This window comes from Caballeronia sp. PC1 (genome assembly GCF_021353155.1).
GTDB classification, from domain to species: domain Bacteria; phylum Pseudomonadota; class Gammaproteobacteria; order Burkholderiales; family Burkholderiaceae; genus Caballeronia; species Caballeronia cordobensis.
The window spans coordinates 1,086,182-1,106,682 of the sequence record NZ_JAJUBH010000001.1 but is presented as its reverse complement, the minus strand read 5'-3'; the positions used below and the strand labels follow the sequence as shown (position 1 = coordinate 1,106,682).

Genomic DNA, 20,501 nt, shown 5'->3' with positions numbered 1-20,501 from the left:
CAGCCCCCCCTCAAAACCTGTACTTCAGCCGCACCTGTCCGCCGTTTTCAACTTCATGTGCGGCCACTACGCCGTCATACTCCAGACGCACATCGACGCGTTTGGCCGTAAACACCTCCACCCCGGCGGAGAACTTGCCCGCGACGTGCGCGTTGGTGAGGGTATTCGTGAAGCTGCCGTAACCCGGGGCAGCGGCGAAGGACGCGTTGGTCGTGTAAGTATTGCCCGCAATGAAGCTCACCCCGGCGCCGACATAGGCGTCGACTGTCGCTGACCCGACCTGCGCGCGCGTCCCGATCCGCAGATTCGGCGTGCCGGTCGCAATGAAATTATTCGCACTCTTCACCTTCAGATTGAGTGCGCCCGCACCGCTCTCCGTGTAGCCCGGCAGATTGATATCGTTCAGATCGGCGTCGAGCGCAGGCTCCAGGTAGAAGCGATCGAACGGAATCTGGTACGCCGCGCGCAAGTGCAGTCCGACATTGAACGAATCGGGCGAGGCAGTCGCCACCGTATTGGCGCTCGGAATGACGCGCGAACTGTTCATCCAGCCGTAGCTGGCGTCCGCCGCACCGGTGAATGTCCACGGCCCAACCTCGTGCTTGAGCGCGACGACTCCAAGAAGGGCATTGCCATTGGCGCTCGTCAGGTTGTCGTTGCCGGTGAAACGGTCGGTCTCGTAGCCAAGGGCGCCACCGAGAAACCAGCCGGGCTGCAGCTCGATCTGTCCGCCGACCTTCATCGTCGTACCTTGCCAGCCGAAGCCCGGGAAGGACGCGTCGGCGCTGCGGTTTTCCCACATGCCCGTGGCGCGGAACCACACGCACGAGCCCTGCTTTCTCACGGCGGTGTCGTCGTCGGCGAACACCGGGCAACTGAATACGGAGCGCGCGAATGCCTGGCTGGCCTGGTAGCGCGCCGCAGCGATGCCGAGCAGCTCCTGGCCCGAGACGGCAGTCAGCGTCTGGGCATAGCCCGCCGCGCTACCGACGTTGCCGAAGGCGCCGAAGATGGGCGCGAAGGCGGGATCGGCGCTATTCCACAGCCGGTCCAGGTTGGCGGCGACGCTCTGCTGTGTGGCCGAAGCACCCTTGCTCGCACCCACGAAATCCGCATCGGTCCTGATGGCGACGGTGTTGCCCTGCATCAATGGCGTGAAGCGGTAGACGGGCGTCGAGGTGCCCGCGAGCGTCGCATCCGGCTGAATTCCACCGGCCGCCGTCAGCACGGTGCTCGTACTCTTCAGATAGCTCACCGGCTCAACCTGCACCTTCCCGGCAAGCGCGGCGGTACCCGTGATGTCGAGCAGATCGGAGCGCTTGTTGGCTGGATCGATCTGGACGTTCAGCGCGCCAGTCGGGCTCTGCACGAGATTGCCGGTGAGCACCGTCTTGCCGGCCGAGTTGGCGCCGCCGACTGTGAGCGTGCCGGCATTGTTCACCGTGCCCCCTCCGACGTTCAGCGTGGTGGGTGTGTTGATCACGCCACCGGGCAGATTATGGATATTGCTGGGGCCGCCAAGGGCATCGATGTCACCGGTGATCGTGCCGGAGTTGTTGACCGTGATGGTGCCGGTGGGCACGCCCCCGTACGTCGTGGGGTTCACCAGGATCGCGTATTTGCCCAAGGTCTGGATGGTCCCCTGGTTGTTGATGACGTTGTTATTGCCCCCAAGTATGCGGATCGCGGCAGCGTCGCGATACTCGTCGTACTGCCCAACCATTTTGCCCGTCGGGAAATTGGGATCGGTCGTGCCGCCGATGACTTTCGAGCCGGGCGCCAGGTTGATCGAAATTTGCCCGCCTGTCTGGCCGTCGCTCTGGGCCAGGATGCCGGCAGACCCGACGCCTGTCGCCATGACCGTGTCGTTATTCCTCACGTTGACGAAGACCGGGCCGCCCGCGCCCGCGCCACCCGCGCTGCCCTCTCCCATCACATTCGGCAGGTTGGCTGCGCTGTAGTTAGCGACCACCAGACCACCGCCACCGCCGATCGATTGCGCGAAGATCGCCGGCGCGTACCGGCCGGTCGTCACAACCTTCCCGCCGTTTGCCACGAGGACGTTGACGGTGCCGCCATTGCCGCTGTTGGCCAGTACCGCGGTGTTCGTCGCGCCACCGTAGCCCTGCGGGGCGGACGGGTCGCCCGCAAAGCCCCCGCCACCGCCGATCGATTGCGCGACGATCCCATACGCACCGTCGCCGGAGGTGGCGACAGTGTTATTGGTGTCCACGACGAGAACCTTGCCGCCATCGCCCTTCGCGTTGCCGGCGCCGGAGGTCGTGTTCGCGATCTGTCCGCCCGCCACGAAGCCGCCCCCGCCGCCGATCGATTGCGCGACGATACCGTGCGCGTCGAGCCCGCTCGTCGTCACGTTGCCTTCCGTGTTGACCGTGACTTCGCCGCCATTTCCCGAACTGCCGTTCTGACCGCCGAAGCTCAGTGTCACACCGTAGACGTCGGCGAGCCGTCCCTGAGGATTCACGAAGATTTTGGAGGGATCGAACGTCTCGTCGCTGCTCGCGGTCGTGACGACACCGCCGCCACCGCCGATGCTTTGCGCGAAGATGCCGACGCTGTGCTTGCCCAGTGTCGTGACCGCGCCGTTGTTATCGACGCTCACGGTGCCGCCATTCCCGGCGCCTCCGCCATTGCCGCCCACCGCGATCGACAGGCTTTTCAGCGAACCGCTGACCGCCCCCGACATCGCGCCGTTGCCGCCCCCGCCACCTACGCTCTGTGCGTACACGCCAAACGCTTCCACACCCTGCGTTTCGACTGCGCCACCCGATTTCTGCACGACACTCACCGCACCGCCCGAGCCGGCCGCGCCGCCGCTGCCGCCCACGGCGACCGCGGCCTGCACCTTCGAATCATTGTTCGACTTGCCGACCGAACTCGCCGCGCCGCCGCTGCCGCCGCCGCCGCCGATGCTCTGCGCGAAGATGCCGTGCGATTGCGCGCCATAGGTGCCGATCGCGCCGGCGTTGGTGGTGTTCACCGCCCCGCCCTGGCCACCCGCGCCGCCGCTGCCGCCGACCGACACGCCAACGCTGATCTGTGACACGGTGCCCAGAACTTTCGATACCCCATCCGGCTGCGTGAAGAGTTTTTGCAGATCACCATAAGTCGCTTTGATTTTTTCGCCGAGCACGCCGACCTGCAGGATGTTGTCGCCCAGGTTCTGCACATCCTGGTTGAGGCCGAGGCCCTGACCCAGAATACCGAACAGGGTCTGGGCGTTGGAAATCGTGTCGAGGCCGCCGCTGCCGCCCGCAGCCGCCGCACCCTTGCCGCCTTTGCCCCCGCCGCCGCCGACGCTTTGCGCGAAGATGCCGGTCGAGGCCGCGCCGCGGGTGACGATGTTGCCGTTGTTGGTCGTCGTCACCGTGTTGCCGTCGCCGCCGACGCCGCCCTTGCCGCCCACACCCACGGCGATGGCAGCCTTGCCGCCGCTGGCCGCAGCGGTACCGCCGCCGCCTGCGCCGCCGCCGCCGCCCACGCTCTGGGCGAACACGGCATCCGCGCCGTCCCCGCGCGTCGCGATCGAACCGTCGTTGGTCAGGCCGACCGTGCCGCCCGTGCCCCCGGTTCCACCCGTTCCGCCCACCGCGATCGACGCGCTGAAGCTGGCTTTGGCGTTGGCCGCCGTGGCCGAGGCATCGCCCGTGCCGCCATTGCCGCCGCCACCGCCAATCGACTGTGCGAACACGCCGTGGGCGTCCTGGCCCAGGGTGGCGATCAGCCCCGAGTTTTCCAGGCTGACGGCGCCGCCCGTGCCACCGCTGCCGCCGCTGCCGCCGAGCGCCACGGAGACCGAGAGGGACGCCCCTTTGGCAGGCGACGCGGAGTAGGACGCGGCGGTCGCGTCGCCGCCCGTACCCCCGCCACCGCCGACGGATTGCGCGAAAACGCCGGTCGCGCTGTCGCCCGCTGTGGTGATCAGACCGGAATTATCGAGCGTGACATTGCCGCCGGTGTTTCCGGTCCCGCCGGCGCCGCCGATCGCGGCGCTGACACTGATCGATGGAATGTTGGGGCTACCCGATGCGGCAACGGCACGCGCCGTGGCGCTGCCACCGGAGCCGCCGCCGCCGCCGATGCTTTGCAGCACGACACCTTCGGCATCCGAACCATACGTCGCAACCTGTCCCGTGTTGGTCAGCGAAACCGCGCCCGCCGCGCCGCCTCCGCCGCCTTGTCCGCCAATGGCAACCGAACTCGTCAGGGGGCCGCCGACCGTGAACGCTGTAGCGTTGCCGCCATTGCCGCCGCCGCCGCCGATCGACTGGGCCTTGATACCGGCTGCGTGGTCGCCGTAGGTCGTGACGAGTGCGCCGTTGTCGACCGTGACCTGGCCGCCCGAGCCGCCACCGTGGGCATCCCCGCCGATCACCATAGTGATCAGCCCTCCGCCTTTCGACGTCGCGCTGCCGGCGTTGCCGCCGGAGCCGCCGATGCTTTGCGCGAGTATCCCCGCGCCACCGCTCTGGTCGAGGCTGCCAAATACGCTGTTCTGGCCCAGCGTGAGTTTCACCGCGCCGCCATTGCCGCCTTGACCGCCGTTGCCGCCGATCTGAAAACCCGCACCCGCGGTGACGCCGCTGGCGTCGCCGCCGCTTCCGCCGCCACCGCCGATGCTTTGCGCGATCAGCGGGATGCTGCCTTCGCCTGAAGTGCTGCCGGCCGTGACAAAGGCGTGGTCCGAGTTCACCGTGACCGCACCGCCATCGCCGCCCGCGGCACCTGCACCGCCCGTGCCGGACAGCGCGAAGCTGACACTGCCGCCATTGCCCCCGCCGCCGCCGATACTTTGCACCAGGGCGCCATGCGTATAGGGGCCGTTCGTTTTGATGGTCGCCGTGTTCGTCGCGTCTCCGAGGGTCAGCGACGCGCTCCCGCCAGCGCCTGCCTTACCGCCGTTACCGCCTTCACCCACGATCGTGCTCTGGGCGCCGTCACCGACACCGCCGGCGCCTCCGTTGGCCTGCACCAGCACCCCCTCACCCCCGATCAACCCGGCAGTGGTCTGCCCGGCCGGAACACTCGCGGTGTAATCGATCGCACCAAGGACGGTGGCGCTCGCGCTGCCGGCATTCCCGCCGTTGCCGCCCGTACCACCCTCATTGCGGATCGTGCCGTCGATGGCAGCGCCACCGCCACCGCCCGCGCCACCATTCGCCGTGGCGGTGATGCCGCTGCCCGGCTGATACTGACTGTTCACCGGCTGCATCTGATCGGAGAAAACAATCTGGCCACCACTGCCGAGTGCCGCGCTGGCTGTGCCGCCGTTACCTCCGTTGCCGCCGGTCCCGCCAAAACTGCCGCTTCCACCGAGCGCACCACCCGCATTGCCGCCTCTACCGCCATCGGCGTTAGCCTGCATCGGGAAGATCTGGCCTAAAGGGGTGCTGGCGGTCAGACTGCCGTTCTGATACGCAAGTGTCGCGGTACCGCCGGCGCCGCCATTGCCGCCCTTGCCTCCATGGCCTTCCACGGCAAGATCGCCCGGAGTCGGCGAGTCGCCACCTGCCCCGCCGGCTCCGCCCCGGGCGGACGCTCGCAGGCCGACGCCATAGAACTGAATATTGCCGGAGGCGTCAAGCGCTGCCTGACCACCCTGTCCCCCTGATCCCCCGTTGCCGCCATAGAGCGGCTCAATGCCCTGGGCATTGGACACGGCGCCCGCTCCGCCGGTGCCGCCATTGGCTTCTACGTCGAGAGCAACTTCCGGAAGGACGCCCTTCGAGTCGGGACCCACCGTGCCGCTAAACTGCACGGAGACCGCGCCGCCATTGCCAGCCGCTCCGCCGTTTCCCGTGTGGGCGGAGCCATCATCGTCATAACCGCCCTGTCCGCCGGCACCGCCGTCACCGCCGTTGACAGACCATCCCGCTCCGATCGTGGGACTGATGGGCGTCGGCGCGAAGCCCCCCTTCACCGAAATGCCGCTGTTGACGCTGTTAAAGGAACCACCCGACTGACCAGCGAAGCCATCCTGGCCTTTTCCGTTCCAGGAGCCGTCGTCGGCGCCTTTGCATCCCGCCTGCCCCGAGGCGTCCAGGTAATACTGGGGAAGCGGCGCTGCGCCAAACGACTGATTGGAAAAGTTGGTCTGTGCCGGCGCCGAAGGCCGCGCGGGATTGGCGCTCCTGTTGCACTGGGCTCGCGCCGCGACCGGAACGAATAGCGGGGCAACTGACGCTACGGCCAATGCCAGCGCAACCACAATCCGGCGCTTCTTCCCGCAGCCATCCTCCACAAAAAGTGCCGACGTCACTGCCCGCGCAGACCCACAACGCGATGAATGCTTGAACATGTACATGATCTTTTCCCTTTTTGGTTCCGTCGCATTAACAGATGCAAATGGCCGATGTCATAATCCAATTGATTTGCACTGCGAATTACATGAAGGTCGCACCTGCGCGTGAGATCTACGAAATTGAGCCCTAACCAGGAATGGACGAGAAGACTTCAGGCCGACGCACTTAATCCCGACCTGAAACACACATCAATCGCTTGCCCTTAGGCTGCATAGTGTGCGCGATGAGTTAGATATTGATTAGTCGGATGGAACGGCGGGTACCGACCCACTCGGACGCGGCCGCCTAAGAAAAGTGGTTCCACGAGAAGGTGCAGCGGATATCTGATCCGGGGTCATGGCGGTCCACCGCCATTTCCCGCCCTCACTTGGCGGCAATCAGCTCATCCGCTCTCGACAGAAACAGCTTCAGCACGGGCGATGCATTCGAACGACTGTAGCCGATGGCGAGATCGACCGTCGGCGCCTCGCCTTCGAGCGGCCGGCTCACGACCGACCACGGCAGCAGATTGTTCGCATACTCGGGCATCAGCGACAGGCCGCGTGTCGAAGCAACGAGCGACATGGCCATCGCGAGATTGTCGACGCCATGCGCGGGCTTCGGATCGAGCCCATTCTCGTGCAGATATCGCGCAACCACATCATGCAGCACGCGCGCCTTGTTCGACGCCATCACGAACGTCTCGCCCCGCAGGTCCGACGGATGGATCGCCGTCTTCGCCGTCAGCCGGTGATCGCTCGGCATCAGCACGACAAGCTTCTCGCAATAGACGACGCGATACTCGAGATCCAGACCCGGCTCCGTGCGCACGAACGCAAGATCGAGCTTGCCGCGCGCGACGGCGTCGGCGAGATCGGGCGAGTAGCCGCTCGACACCGTGACGTCGATGTTCGGCAGCTCGTCACGCAACACCTGCATCGCTCGCGGCAGCCACGTCATTTCCTGTCCCGTCAGAAAGCCGAGCGCAAAGATCTGCTTCGCGGGACGCGCGGCACGGCGCGCGGCTTCGATCGCGGCATCGACCTGCGCGAGCGCCAGCCGTGCATGGTCGAGAAAAGCCTTGCCCGACGCGGTCAACTCGACGCCGCGCGCGCTGCGGCTGAACAGTTCCGCGCGCACTTCGTCTTCGAGATCGCGGATCTGCCGGCTCAGCGAAGGTTGCGACGTGAACAGCCGCTGCTCGGCGGCGACGGTGAGGCTACCTGTTTCCGCGACCGCAACGAAATAGCGCAGATGGCGTAGCTCCATGCTTTCTCCCGGTTCCGCCTCGCTGTGCCGCGCCGCTCGTGGCCATGCTTGCAAGGCATGCCAGCAAGCCTACAAAGTCTTTTTCGGTTGCGCAAGCGACGGCTAGATTACCTGCCAATCGCACATCGAGCCGGGGGAACGACCCGCTCGTCAACCTAACGGAGCTTCGTCATGAACGACCTCGCAGGAAAAACCGCGCTCGTCACGGGCGCGTCGCGCGGCATCGGCCGGGCCATCGCGCTTGCACTCGGCCGAGCCGGCGCGCAGGTGCTGGTGCACTACAGCAGCAACGAATCGGCCGCCGATTCGGTCGTCGCCGAGATCATGGCGAGCGGCGCCCATGCGCAGAAAGTCGCCGCCGATCTGCGCACCGCCGACGGTCCGCATACGCTCGCTCGCCGTGTCAGTGCGATCGTCGGCGGACGGCTCGACGTGCTGGTCGCCAATGCAGGCATTGCCACGGCCGCGAGCATCGAAGAGACGACCGTCGAAGACTTCGATGACCTCTTCGCCGTCAACGTGCGCGCGCCCTACTTCCTCGTCCAGCAGCTTCTGCCGATGCTGTGCAAAGGCAGCAGCGTCGTGCTGCTTTCTTCGCTGGCTTCGCGCGCGGCGGTGGGCGAACTGGCCGCGTACGCCGCAACCAAAGGCGCCATCGACACGCTCGTGCGCCATTTCGCGTCCGCGCTCGGCGAGCGTGGCGTGCGCGTGAATGCGGTCGCGCCCGGTGTCGTCGCGACCGACATGTCCAGCTTCGTGACCACCGACGCGGGCCGCGACTACGCGCTGAACCTGCAAGCCCTGAAGCGCGTCGCGCAGCCCGACGATATCGCCGGTGCAGTGACTTTCCTTGCTTCCGACAGAGCGAACTGGATCACGGGCGACACACTGCGCATCGACGGCGGATCGAAGCTCTGATCATGATGTGATAACCGTATCAATCAATAAGGTATCCAGAATGATGAAAAAAAACTTGAAACTGTTTTCATCCACGAAGGTAGGACGACTGCAACTGTCACATCGTGTCGTCCACGCGCCGATGACTCGGCTGCGTTCCGACTCCGACGACAGCCCAAGCGCGATGATGATCGAGTACTACGAGCAGCGCGCCTCGCAAGGCGGTCTGCTGATTACAGAGAGTGCGCATCCTTCGTACGACAGCCGCGGCTATCTCGGCGCACCGGGCATCTACACCGACGAACACATCGAAGCGTGGAAGAAGATCACCGACGCCGTTCACGCGAAAGGCGCGCACATCTTCATGCAGATCGCGCACGACGGCCGTCAGTCGCACGTCGATCTGAGCTGGGGCAATGCGCCCGTTGCGCCCTCCGTCGTGCCGTACGAAACCACCGTATTCACGCAGAACGGCTGGGTGCCGAACTCGCCGCACCGCGCGCTGGAAACGAATGAAATTCCGGCCATTGTCGAATCGTTCCGGCGCGCAGCGGAGCGCGCAAAAGCAGCGGGTTTCGACGGCGTCGAGTTGCACAACGCGAATGGCTATCTCGCCGACACGTTCCTGCAGGACGGCACGAACAAACGCACGGACGCCTATGGCGGCACGATCGAGAAGCGCGCGCGCTTTTCGCTGGAACTGGTGGACGCGTTCGCGTCCGTGTGGGGTGCGGATCGCGTAGGCGTGCGCGTGTCGCCGAGTGGCCGCTGGGGCGCCATCTCCGACAGCAATCCCGAAGCAACCTTCGGCCATTTCGCCGCGCATCTGAACGGCTATGGCCTCGCGTATCTGCATGTCATCGAACCGCGCGTGATGGGCACAGAAACGCTCGACGAAGCCCAGCCAGCCGTTGCGTCATCGTTCCTGCGCAAGGTATTCGACGGACCGATCATCGCCGCCGGCGGCTTCGATCGTGCCGGGGCCGAGCAGATTCTTGAACGTGGCGATGCCGATCTCGTTGCCTTCGGCCGCTGGTTCTCATCGAACCCGGATTTGCCCGAGCGCCTGCGTCGCGACCTGCCGCTCACGCCCTATCAGCGCGATGCCTTCTGGGGCGGAGACGAACGCGCCTACATCGACTTTCCCGCCCATGACGAGACGGGCAGCCATGCAACCGTCTGATTCGAAGAGCAAGCCGTGTCCAACGGCAACTTCACGGACCGCGCCGTGTCCGCTCATGCTTTTCAGGCATGCCGCGCAGCTTATTAAGTCTTTTTCCTCTTAGCCCGGCGCGCCTACATTACGCGTCAGGCCGGTGTTACGCGAAGCGACGCTTCAGCGATATCGCACCGCAATGACGATCAACGGTTCAAAGGAAAACTGCCATGACCCGCCATACCCACCAGACCGCGCCGACTCAGTTCGTCGAAGCCAACGGCATCCGCTTCGCGTATCGCCGCTTCGGCAATCCGGGCGGCGTGCCGCTCGTGATGAACATCCACTTCACCGGCACGATGGATCATTGGGATCCCGCCGTCACCGATGGACTCGCGCAAAACCGCGAAGTGATCCTCTTCAACAATGCGGGCATCTCCAGCAGTTCCGGCACGGTCCCCGAGTCGATCGAGGAGATGGCCGCTAACGCTGCCGCGTTTATCGAAGCACTCGAACTGAAACAGATCGACGTCCTCGGCTTTTCAATGGGCGGACTGATCGCGCAGGAGCTTGCCATCACGAAGCCGCAACTCGTGCGTCGCGTGATTCTCGTCGGCACGGGCCCGCGCAGCGGCGAAGGCATGGCGACGCTCACGCCTGAAGCGCAGGAGATTTTTGGCGCGTCATACGCGCACCCCGACGATCTGTGGCTGCGCGTGCACTTCTCGCCTTCGGAGGCGAGCCAGGCGGCGGGCCGCGGCTTTGTCGAGCGGTTCCGTTTGCGCGCCGACAATCGAGATCCCGAAGCCAACGACCTGGTCGCGCCCGCGCAGCTCGCCGCACTCGCGAAGTGGGGTGCGCCGCGCGAGAACCCGTACGACTACTTGCACGCGCTCAAGCAAGCGACCCTCGTCGTCAACGGCGACAACGACGTGATCATCTATTCGATCAATTCGTGGCACCTGCAGCAGCACATGCCGAACGCGCAACTGATCCTCTATCCCGACGCCAATCACGGCTCGCTGTACCAGTACCCGGAGCGTTTCGTCGCGCACGTCGATCAGTTTCTCTCGGAATAACGCACCCCTACACGACTCTCAACGGAAACCCGCCATGACCAAACTCACAGGCAAAACCGCCCTGGTGACAGGCGCATCCCGCGGCATCGGCCGCGCCACGGCCATCGCGCTCGCCCATGCAGGCGCACGCGTGCTGGTCCACTACAGCAACGGCGAGCAGGCCGCCGATTCCGTCGTTGCGGCCATTCGCGCAGCGGGCGGACAAGCCGACAAGGTCGCCGCCGATCTGCGCGATGCGCGCGGACCACACGAACTGGCGAGACGCGTGCGCGCGCTGACGGGCGAACGGCTCGACATTCTCGTCGCGAACGCCGGCATCTCGAAGGCCGCGCCGATCGAAGAAACGACGGTCGAGGATTTCGATGACCTCTTCGCCGTCAATGTCCGCGCGCCGTTCTTCCTCGTGCAGCAATTGCTGCCCGTGCTGGGCGATGGAAGCAGCATCGTGTTGCTGTCGTCGCTCGCGGCGCGCGCATCCGTGAACAATCTGTCGGCGTACGCCGCGACCAAGGGCGCGGTCGATACGGTCGTGCGCCACTTCGCGTCCGCGCTCGGCGGGCGCGGCATTCGCGTCAACGCGATTGCGCCGGGCGTCGTCGAAACGGACATGTCGAACTTCGCGAAGACGGACGCGGGCCGCGACTTCACGCTAGGCATGCAGGCGCTCAAACGCGTCGCGCAACCGCACGATATCGCCGGCGCCGCCGTGTTCCTCGCCTCCGACGATGCGCGCTGGGTCACGGGCGACACGTTGCGCGTCGACGGCGGATCGAAGCTCTGATCTGTACGGCTCGCATGCCTCGCAAGCATGCCCTCCAGCCTTAAAAGTCTTTTTCACGGCCGAAAGAGACGCCTAAAGTTAGCTCCGTCATGCTCACCGAGCAGCGCGACGCGAGCCACGTGTCGTGAACCTTATTGACAGGAGCCTCAAATGTCCCAACCCGTCGTTCTTATCACTGGCGCCCTCACGGGCATTGGCCGCGCAACCGCTTTGGCGTTCGCCCGTTCGGGCGCGCGGCTCGTCGTATCCGGCCGCCGCCCGGCGGAAGGCGCCGCACTCGAAGCCGAACTGCGCGAAGCCGGCGCCGAAGCACACTTCGTCCAGGCCGACGTGCGCCGCGACGAAGAAGTCCGCAACCTCGTGGATCAGACCGTCGCCCGCTTCGGCCGTCTGGACGTCGCCGTCAACAATGCCGGCACGGAAGGCCGGCCGGGACCTGTCGTCGAGCAGACCGCCGAAAGTTATGCCGACACGTTCGACATCAACGTGCTCGGCACGCTGCTGAGCCTCAAGCACGAACTGCGCGTGATGACCGCGCAGAAGGCCGGCAGCATCGTCAACATTTCGTCGACTTACGGTCATGAAGGCGCCGCATTCGCATCGGTTTATGCGGGCAGCAAGCACGCCGTCGAAGGCATCACGAAATCGGCCGCGCTCGAAGTTGCGTCGACGGGCGTTCGCGTCAACGCCGTCGCGCCCGGACCGACCGACACGGGCATGCTGGATCGCTTCACCAGCACCGCTGAAAACAAGGCAGCGCTCGCCGCCACGGTGCCGCTTGCGCGTATCGGCAAGCCTGACGATATAGCAGCAGCGGTGCTCTATCTCGCAGCCGACGGCGCGGCTTTCGTCACCGGGCAGATTCTGACTGTCGACGGCGGCAAGACGGCAGGCTAAGGCAACTTCACATGCTCGCCTGCGCGGTCACTGTCAGGCGGGCAGCTTGAAACTTTTATCGGAATGAACACGTACATGAAAACCGATCTCACGCTTTACGAATCCAAGGCGTCTCCCAACGCTCGCCGGGTTCGCATTTTCCTGGCCGAGAAAGGGATCGAAGTGTCGACGAGGGCCGTGGACCTCGGCGCAAAAGAGCAATTTTCCGACGCCTATGTCGCCATCAACCCGCGCCGGCAGGTGCCGACGCTCGTGCTGGAAAACGGCACGGCGATCGGAGAAGTCCCCGCAATCTGGCGCTACATCGAGGAAGCGCATCCCGGCACGCGTGCATTGCTCGGGACCACGCCGCAAGAAAAGGCGCTCGTCACGATGTGGGAGCGGCGCGCCGAACTCGACGGATTCGCGGCCGTGATGGAAGGCGTGCGAAACGCGGTCGCCGGACTGAAGGGGCGCGCGTTGTCGGGTCCGCATGCGTATGAGCAGATTCCGGAGATCGTGGAGCGCAGCAAGCTTCGCGTCGCGAACTTTTACGCTGATTTCAACGAGCGCCTGAAGACAGTGCCTTTCGTGGCAGGCGAAGCGTTCTCGGTAGCCGACATCACGGCGCTCGTGACCGTCGACTTCGCGGCGGGCGCGATGAAGATGAACATTCCTGCGGATTTCGATGCATTGCAGGCATGGTACGACAGGATATCGGACCGCCCTTCTTCCAGGGCGTAGTGAAGGCCCACTGAATGCGATGCCCGATGTTCGGGCATCGCATTCACCTCACGCGCGACCGGTCATTTTTCGTCCGCAAGACTACCCTGGGTCTCCGGTATGACGAAAGCACCGACCAGATACAGTACGCTCACGGCAGCCAGACACACGGCCAGCACGATCGGCAGATCGGCGGGTGTGCGAGCGATCATAGAAACCACGGTAGGCATCATGCCGCCAATCGCGAAGCCTATGTTCCACGAAAGGCCGGTGCCCGATGCGCGGATTGCGGTCGGAAAACGTTCGTTGAGGAAGATGAGGATCGGCGCATAACTGGCACTTCCCAACGCGCTCAGCAGCACCGCGCAAACGCCAATCATGACAACGCTGTCTGCCCGCGCCAACGCGATGAAAAGCAGTGGGAAGCCGACGAGCCGTGCCACGCCGAGCCAGATGAAACTACGCTTGCGCCCGATGAGCGTGCTCATATGACCGGCTGCCGTCGACGCGACGATCACGGCGACGCTCGATATCATGAGAACAATGCCGGCCACGCTGTTGGGCGCGTGATTCACGACCTTGAAGAAGGTGGGCAGGAAGCCCGATGTCAGGTAATAGCCGCTTCCGCCCCCGATCGTGAGCAACAAGTTCACCATGAGAATGGCGCGATACCGCTTCGAAAACAGCGTTCGAAGCGGCGACCTGGCGGGCTTTTGTTCATCGCGTCCGGCGACGGAAGCGGCCTTGCGTTTTTCGGCGGCAAGCGCAGCCCACACGGGAGACTCTTCGAGGCTGTTGAACACGAACACACCGAGAATCGAGCTGACGATTCCGGCAAAGAACATGCATCGCCATCCCCATACTTCGAATTGCGCGCCGGGAAAAGCCGCGGACATGGCCAGATAGACCAGCGAGGCGAGCAGCGCGCCAAGTCCCGCGCCACCGCCGCCGACGAATCCCGAGACGGCGCCCCGATACTTCGGGCTCACCGTTTCCGTACCGATGGTATGCGTCGATGCGACCACACCTCCGACAAACACGCCCTGAACCAGACGCAGCACCAGGAACAAGACCGGCGCAATGACGCCCGCCTGCTGAACGGTCGGCAGCAATCCGAACGCTGCGGTCGAAAGGCCGACGCCCACGACCGATATGATCATCGATCGCTTGCGGCCATGCTGGTCGGCCAACGATCCGAAGATCGCGGAGCCGAGCGGCCGCATCAACAGAGTGACGGCGAAGGACGCATACACCGCTGCGAGTGAAAGCATCGAGTCCGTCGAAGGGAAGAAGAGTTTCCCGACCACCGGCGCCACGAACAGCACGACGAACAGATCGAACAGGTCCAATGCCCAGCCCAGACACGAGGCGCCGACGGCGGCGAGAACCTGCTTGCTGTCCGCACTTCTGACCATGCGGTCATTTCGAAACACTTCTTCCATGAGGATCTCCATCCGATGTTAAATATAGTTAGGATTACCATGTTTTATTCATGGTTTTTTATTGATGGTCCTTTACGCGCTTCAGATCTGCTCGCCCGCGCCCTCCACATCTGCCGCGCGGTTCTCGCGCGCATATTCGCCACTTGAGAGCTTTCGTCTCAGGATCTTGCCCACCGGAGACTTCGGTATCGCATCCACGAAGATGTATTCGCGCGGCCGTTTGAAATTGACCAGATCCGATGTGCGGCAGAACTCGTCGAGTGCCGTCGCGTCGACCGCGCATGAGCGTTTGATGAAAGCCACCACCTTCTGGCCCCAACGCTCGTCCTTCAGGCCGACGACCGCCACCTCATCCACCGCGGGATGCAGCGAGAGAATCGATTCGATATCGACGGGAGAAATGTTCTCGCCGCCGCTGATGATCATGTCGTCGACGCGACCCGTCACATAGAGATCGCCGTCCGCGTCCAGATAGCCCGTGTCGCCCGTGAAGTACCAGCCCTCCCTGATCGCCTTCGCATTTGCATCGGGACGTTTCCAGTAGCCTTCGAAGGCTTCGTCGCCCGCGAGTTCGGCGATGATCTGCCCTTCTTCACCCGTGCGCGCGAGCGCCTCCGGACTCGATGCGTCGAGATTGACGACCCGCAGGCGCGTGTTGATGCCTGCGCGTCCCGCACTTCCCGGCTTTATCGTGGCGTCCTGATCGACGCTGAAGGTGTACACCTCGGAAGAGCCGTAGTGATTCACGAACAGCTCGGGCCTGAAAGCAGCCGCGCAACGCCTGAGCAGGCCATCGTTCATGGGCGCGCCGGCAAAGCCGAGTTTCGTTATCGAGCCGATTTCCGTTCGTGCAAAATCGGGCGCCGCGAGCAGATCGTGATACAGCGTCGGAACCAGATACAGACAGGTGATCCCGTACTTCGCGATGCAATGCAGCGCGAATGAAGCATTCCAGCGACGTACGCAGACGAAGACACCGTCGACCAAGGCCATCGCGAGCAATGAGCGCACGCCCATCGTGTGATAGAGCGGCATCACGCCAAGCGTGCGTTCGCCGCGCCGGTAGAGGTTCTGCGCGACATGCGCGAGCGCCGCGGCGCGCTCGTGACGATGCCGCCGCGGAACACCTTTGGCCAAACCTGTCGTGCCGGACGTATAGAGCATCACAGAGTAGTCGTCGGCCGATGCGGCAGGCCGCGGCGCGAGCGCGGCAGCATCCCGCTCTTGCGTCGCGATCAGTTCCTCGAAGCTGCAAGTCGCGCCTTCGACCTGATTGAGACCGACGCGCGTCGTCGTCCGGGCTGCTTCGCTTGTGATGACGGCATCGGCCGAAGCAGGTTCGTAGATCACGACCGTGGCGCCCGCATCGGCGATCGTGTGGTCGAGCTCTTCCGGTTTGGCGCGCCAGTTCACAGGCACGATCACAATGCCGACGAACTGGCAGGCCCAATGCAGCGTCGCCATTTCCCAGCGGTTCTGAAGCACGACGATCAACCTGTCGCCGCGTTCGAGTCCGAGGCTCCGCAAACCCGCAGCGAAGCGAGCGATTTGCGCATACCACTGTGAATACGTCAGTTCCACCTCACCGTCGACGATTGCAAGCGCATTCGGATTGCGTTCGACTGCCTGCAGAAACGTTCGTCCCAGATCAAGCATGGCTCACCTCTATCGTGTTGTCGTTATTGCGTCGCCGTGCGGCCACGTCGAGTACGGCCTTCACAATGGGCGTATAGCCGGTACAGCGGCAGATGTGCCCCGACAACATTTCCCGCACTTGTTCCTCGCTCGGATTCGTGGCGCGTTGCAGATAATCGGCGCATGACATCAGGATGCCCGCGGTGCAGAACCCGCACTGAAGCGCGTGGTGCCGCTGGAAGGCCGCTTGCAGATCGCTCAGCGTATTGCCGTCGGACAGTCCCTCGACCGTATCGATGCGCCGCCCGTCGGCCTGCACGGCGAGCAGCAGGCAGGATCGGCATGCCACGCCGTCGACATGCACCGTGCACGCACCACATACGCCGTGCTCGCAGCCCACATGCGTTCCGGTTGCCCCCAGTTCGTGCCGGATGAAATCGGAAAGTAACTCGCGCGGTTCGCATGCACCGCTTCGCTTCACGCCGTTCAGATTCACCGTAATGCTGCACAGCGCCCCTGCCTGATGAGCGTCGTGCAGCGGATTGCCGTTCTTTGCTTGTCTCACATTGCCTCCTGTATCGCTTTCCATCCGAGATGTCGAACGAGATGCCTGCGATGACTCGCGCTCACATGCGCGTCGTCCTGAGCGCCCAGCTTCCACGCAAGATCGTTGAGTGCCGCACGCAGATCGTCACCGGTCAGCCTGGGAAGCTGTTCGACGACGGGCCGATCGGCCACGCCGCCCACGCCAATGCGAATCGAGTCGTCGGTGACGACCGCCGCGCACGCCACCAGCGCGAAGTCGCCGTGCCTCGCAGAGAACTCCGTGAACGCGAAGCGCTCGCCCGGTTTCCTGAGAGGGAAGCGCACGGCCTCGACAAGCTCGTCGGGTTCGCGGGCGGTCATCAGCATCCCCTGGAAGAAGGCATCGGCGGGAAGCCGCCGCTTCATTTTTTGCGAGCGCAGCATCACGTCTCCGCCCAGCGTCGCGAGAACGAGCGGCAGTTCGGCGCTCGGATCCGCATGCGCCACCGACCCGCATACCGTGCCCCGGTTTCTGATCTGAAAATGCGAGATGTAGGGAAACGTGTAGCGCAAGAGCGGCACTTCCTGCTCCAGCGTCTTGCGCCACTCCACGCTGCCTTGTGTCGCTGCGGCCTTGACGACGAGATAACCACCGTCCTCATCGACCTCCACGACATTCAGATCGCCCGTGCGCGACACGTCGACGATCCAGCGCGGCTGCGACAGCCGCATGTTCAGGACGGCCATCAACGACTGGCCGCCGGCCATGATGCGGGCATCCGCGCCGCCGTGATGCAGCGCCTCGAGCGCGTGCTGCGTGCTTTCCGCGCGTAGATAACTGAATGGCGATGGCTTCATGCTTTCCTCCGGAACCGGGCCAGCAGCTTTTGCAACCACGACCCGCCGCCATCGCCGACGGGCTTGCCCGCAGCCTGCCGGCCGAGCGATTCGAAGAGCTGATTCAGCACGACCTTGGCGGCGCCTTCCAGCATTCGGCCGCCGACGGCCGCGACCTTGCCGGAGACCTGTGCTTCGTAGTCGTACGTCAGCAACGTGCCTTTCGCGGTGGGCGTGAGTTCGACGAGTCCCTCTCCCTCGGCTGTGCCGAGCGGCGAGATCCCTGCGCCCGCGAGCCGAAGCCTGCGCGGCGCTTCGATATCGGAGAGGCCGATCCTGGCCTCGAACCGCGCCTTGATCATGCCGACCCCGACCGTGACATCCGCGCGATACTGATTCGCGCCTGTCGTTTCGAGCGCGTTGCAGCCCGGCACCACCCTGGCGAGCGCAGCCGGGTCCATGAGAACCGCGAAGACCGCCTCCGGCGTTGCGTCGAACTCGACCGTGCCTTGCGCCGTGAGCGCCTTACCTGCGCCAGCCGCTTTTTTCTTTGGAGCCGCCGCGCGATACTCGGGCCGCGACGGCTCCGGATCGTCGATCCCGATGAACGCAAGCACCTTCGCTGGCGTGACAGGCAAGCGCACATCCTCGATGCCCAATGCATCTGCGACCGCATTGCCGATGCACGGCGGCGTGCTCATGTTGTTGCCCTCGCCGAGGCCCTTCGCCCCGAGCGGCGTGAATGGCGACCGCGTCTCGAGATGCAGTATCAGCGGGTCCGGAACCTCGCAGGTCGTGGGCATCAGGTAATCCGCGAGCGTGCCCGACTGGAAGCTGCCGTCCGCGCCGTACCTGAACTCTTCGAGCAGCGATGCGCCGAGCCCCTGTGCAAACGCGCCGCGAATCTGTCCGTCCGCGAGCGCGGGATTCAGCAACGTGCCGGCATCGTGGGCGGTCACGTAGCGGTCGATTCGGATACGGCCTGTCATGCGGTCGATCTCCACGGCGCACATGTCGAATGCGAAGCCGTAGCAGGCCGACGTGTTGATCCGGTCGTGCTCGTCGGGCGGTTCCATGTTCGGAGGCGTCCAGAAGACCGTTTCGCGCAGGCCGGGCTCCTCCCCGTCAGGCAAAAGCGCGGGCGCCCAATGCGGTGCGTTGCTCGCCGCGCGATTGAACGGCAATGCGCTTGCTTCGTCGCCCATCGGCACGATGCGGCCGCCTTCGAACGTGATCTGCTCCGGCGCGCAACCGAACTGCTTCGCGACGATGCGCGCGAGCTTGTCTCTCACGCGCATGGCCGCCAGATGAACGGTTCCCGCCACGGCCCCGGCGAAGCGGCTGGAGTAGTTCCCCGACGCCACCGACCACGCGTCCTTGTGCGTATCGAATTCGACGTTGACGACGATGTCGGCCGGGTCGAGCCCGAGCACGTCGGCCACGACCTGCGCGCACACGGTCATATGCCCTTGACCAGCGGGTGTCGACGCCACGGTGACGACCACGCCGCCCAGCAGGTCGACGCTCACGGTCGCACTGGCGATCGCGCCGTTCTTCGGACCGGCCTTGCGCCGCGCCTCCACCGGCAGCACGGTCGAGATATAGCCCATGTTCGACACCGAAGGCTCGATGATCGCCGCGAATCCGATGCCGTAAAGTCGCCCCTCTTTGCGCGCGGCATCGCGCCGTGCGGCCAGCTCATCGAAACCGCCATCCGACAGCGCGCGTCTCAGGGCTTCCTGATAGTTGCCCGAATCGTAAAGCGCGCCTGATGGCGTGCGATACGGAAACGCGTCGGCGGGGATGAAGTTGCGCCGGTAGACCTCCACGATGTCGAGCTTCAGCTCGATCGAAATGCGCTGCACCAGTCTCTCCAGCGCGAAGTAGACCTGCGGGCCGCCGAAACCGCGCACGAGGCCGGTCGGCGTCTTGGTGGTCAGCGCTACGCGGTTACGCACGAGCAGGTTGGGAATCGCATACGCGCCCGTGAGGCAGCCGTGCATCCGATAGAAAGTAGCGGGCTCTGGCGCACGGAGATAGCCGCCGCAGTCCTCGATCTGATCGTAGGAGAGCGCCGTGATGCGGCCATCGCGCTCGACAGCGGCCTCGAGCTTAGTCAGACGCGCGGTCGCCGACGTGGCGGCGCTCAGATGCTCGAGCCGGTCCTCGACCCACTTGACCGGCGCGCGCGCCTTGCGGGATGCAAGACACATCAGCACTACGTAGGGAAAGACGGCCTGCTTGACGCCGAAGCTGCCGCCCGAGTCGCGCGGCGCCTTGTGCCGCAATCGGTTGGCGGGCAGCTTGAGCGCCATCGCCATGACCGCGTGCAGCGAGAACGGTCCCATGAAGTTCGACGTGACCTCGTAACCTTCGTTGCCGGCCAGATGCTCCGCGACGACCACGGCGCATTCGATCGGCGTGCAGGTATTGCGCGGGTAATGTGCTTCGAGCGTCACCCGATGAGGCGCCTTCTCGAATGCCGCTTCGGGGTCGCCATAGCGAAAGCGGCGGTCGCTCACGACGTTCGAGCCGACCTTCGGATGCAGGACAGGCGCATCGTCGGCGATGGCTGCCTCGATCGACGTGACGGGCGGCAACGGTGAATAGTCCACCTTGATGTGCTCGAGCCCATCCTCGGCCTGTGCCCGCGATTCCGCAACGACCACGGCCACGGGTTCGCCGCTGTAACGCACACGGTCGATCGCGAGCGCCCAATGCTCCATCGGCGACTTGACACCCACGACGAAGGGCTGAGACCAGGCGCGTACATCGTCGCCGGTCAGAACGGCATGCACGCCTTGCTGCGCGAGCGCGCCCGCAACGTCGATGCTTTTGATCACGGCGTGGGGATGAGGAGATCTGAGCACGGCCGCATGCAGGGTGCCGGGCTTCACGGCGATATCGTCGCCGTAGCGGCCACGTCCGGTGAGGATGGCTGCATCCTCGAGCCGTTCCATCGGCCGACCGACATGGCGA

At 64.7% G+C, this 20,501-nt stretch carries 13 protein-coding genes; 6 read left to right on the top strand and 7 right to left on the bottom strand.

All coding sequences use genetic code 11. The annotated features are described in order from the left end of the window. Window positions 1–10: 10 nt before the first annotated feature. Window positions 11–6,325: an autotransporter outer membrane beta-barrel domain-containing protein gene (locus LY284_RS05305; RefSeq protein ID WP_233385072.1), complete on the bottom strand. Its 6,315-nt coding sequence runs from the start codon at window positions 6,323–6,325 to the stop codon at window positions 11–13. Between the two features lie 361 nt (window positions 6,326–6,686). Next, window positions 6,687–7,571 carry a LysR family transcriptional regulator gene (locus tag LY284_RS05300; protein ID WP_233385069.1) on the bottom strand — a complete coding sequence of 295 codons (885 nt, stop codon included), beginning with the start codon at window positions 7,569–7,571 and terminating at the stop codon, window positions 6,687–6,689. A gap of 171 nt (window positions 7,572–7,742) precedes the next feature. On the opposite strand from LY284_RS05300, the gene LY284_RS05295 reads away from it, so the two are divergent. From LY284_RS05295 to LY284_RS05270, 6 genes are all read left to right on the top strand, one after another. After that, the gene (locus LY284_RS05295; protein ID WP_233385067.1) at window positions 7,743–8,489 is read left to right on the top strand and encodes an SDR family NAD(P)-dependent oxidoreductase; all 747 of its coding nucleotides are present in this window, start codon (window positions 7,743–7,745) and stop codon (window positions 8,487–8,489) included. 40 nt (window positions 8,490–8,529) lie between these two features. Next, window positions 8,530–9,651, top strand: coding sequence for an alkene reductase (locus LY284_RS05290; protein WP_233385064.1), 1,122 nt, complete (start codon window positions 8,530–8,532; stop codon window positions 9,649–9,651). 203 nt (window positions 9,652–9,854) lie between these two features. Further along, entirely contained in the window at window positions 9,855–10,703 is an 849-nt protein-coding gene (locus tag LY284_RS05285; RefSeq protein WP_233385062.1) for an alpha/beta fold hydrolase, read from the top strand. 34 nt (window positions 10,704–10,737) lie between these two features. After that, entirely contained in the window at window positions 10,738–11,484 is a 747-nt protein-coding gene (locus LY284_RS05280) for an SDR family NAD(P)-dependent oxidoreductase (protein ID WP_233385060.1), read from the top strand. A gap of 150 nt (window positions 11,485–11,634) precedes the next feature. Then, the gene (locus LY284_RS05275; RefSeq protein WP_233385057.1) at window positions 11,635–12,381 is read left to right on the top strand and encodes an SDR family NAD(P)-dependent oxidoreductase; all 747 of its coding nucleotides are present in this window, start codon (window positions 11,635–11,637) and stop codon (window positions 12,379–12,381) included. A 75-nt stretch (window positions 12,382–12,456) separates the two neighbouring features. Beyond that, window positions 12,457–13,104: a glutathione S-transferase family protein gene (locus LY284_RS05270; RefSeq protein ID WP_233385055.1), complete on the top strand. Its 648-nt coding sequence runs from the start codon at window positions 12,457–12,459 to the stop codon at window positions 13,102–13,104. Window positions 13,105–13,166: 62 nt separating this feature from the next. Here LY284_RS05270 and LY284_RS05265 read toward each other — a convergent pair whose 3' ends face one another. The 5 genes from LY284_RS05265 to LY284_RS05245 all read right to left on the bottom strand — a co-directional run bounded on the left by LY284_RS05265 (window position 13,167) and on the right by LY284_RS05245 (window position 20,482). Then, entirely contained in the window at window positions 13,167–14,525 is a 1,359-nt protein-coding gene (locus LY284_RS05265) for an MFS transporter (protein ID WP_233385052.1), read from the bottom strand. 81 nt (window positions 14,526–14,606) lie between these two features. After that, window positions 14,607–16,181, bottom strand: a complete 1,575-nt coding sequence (locus tag LY284_RS05260; RefSeq protein WP_233385050.1) for an AMP-binding protein — start codon at window positions 16,179–16,181, stop codon at window positions 14,607–14,609. Then, complete coding sequence (locus tag LY284_RS05255; protein ID WP_375294236.1) at window positions 16,174–16,725, bottom strand: (2Fe-2S)-binding protein; 552 nt, start codon at window positions 16,723–16,725, stop codon at window positions 16,174–16,176. The genes LY284_RS05260 and LY284_RS05255 overlap by 8 nt, the downstream gene beginning before the upstream one ends. Then, on the bottom strand, window positions 16,722–17,543 hold the full coding sequence (locus LY284_RS05250) for a xanthine dehydrogenase family protein subunit M (protein WP_233385048.1): 822 nt from the start codon (window positions 17,541–17,543) through the stop codon (window positions 16,722–16,724). The genes LY284_RS05255 and LY284_RS05250 overlap by 4 nt, the downstream gene beginning before the upstream one ends. Continuing rightward, window positions 17,540–20,482: a molybdopterin cofactor-binding domain-containing protein gene (locus tag LY284_RS05245; RefSeq protein WP_233385047.1), complete on the bottom strand. Its 2,943-nt coding sequence runs from the start codon at window positions 20,480–20,482 to the stop codon at window positions 17,540–17,542. Before LY284_RS05245 ends, LY284_RS05250 begins: the two co-directional genes overlap by 4 nt. Window positions 20,483–20,501 lie beyond the last annotated feature (19 nt).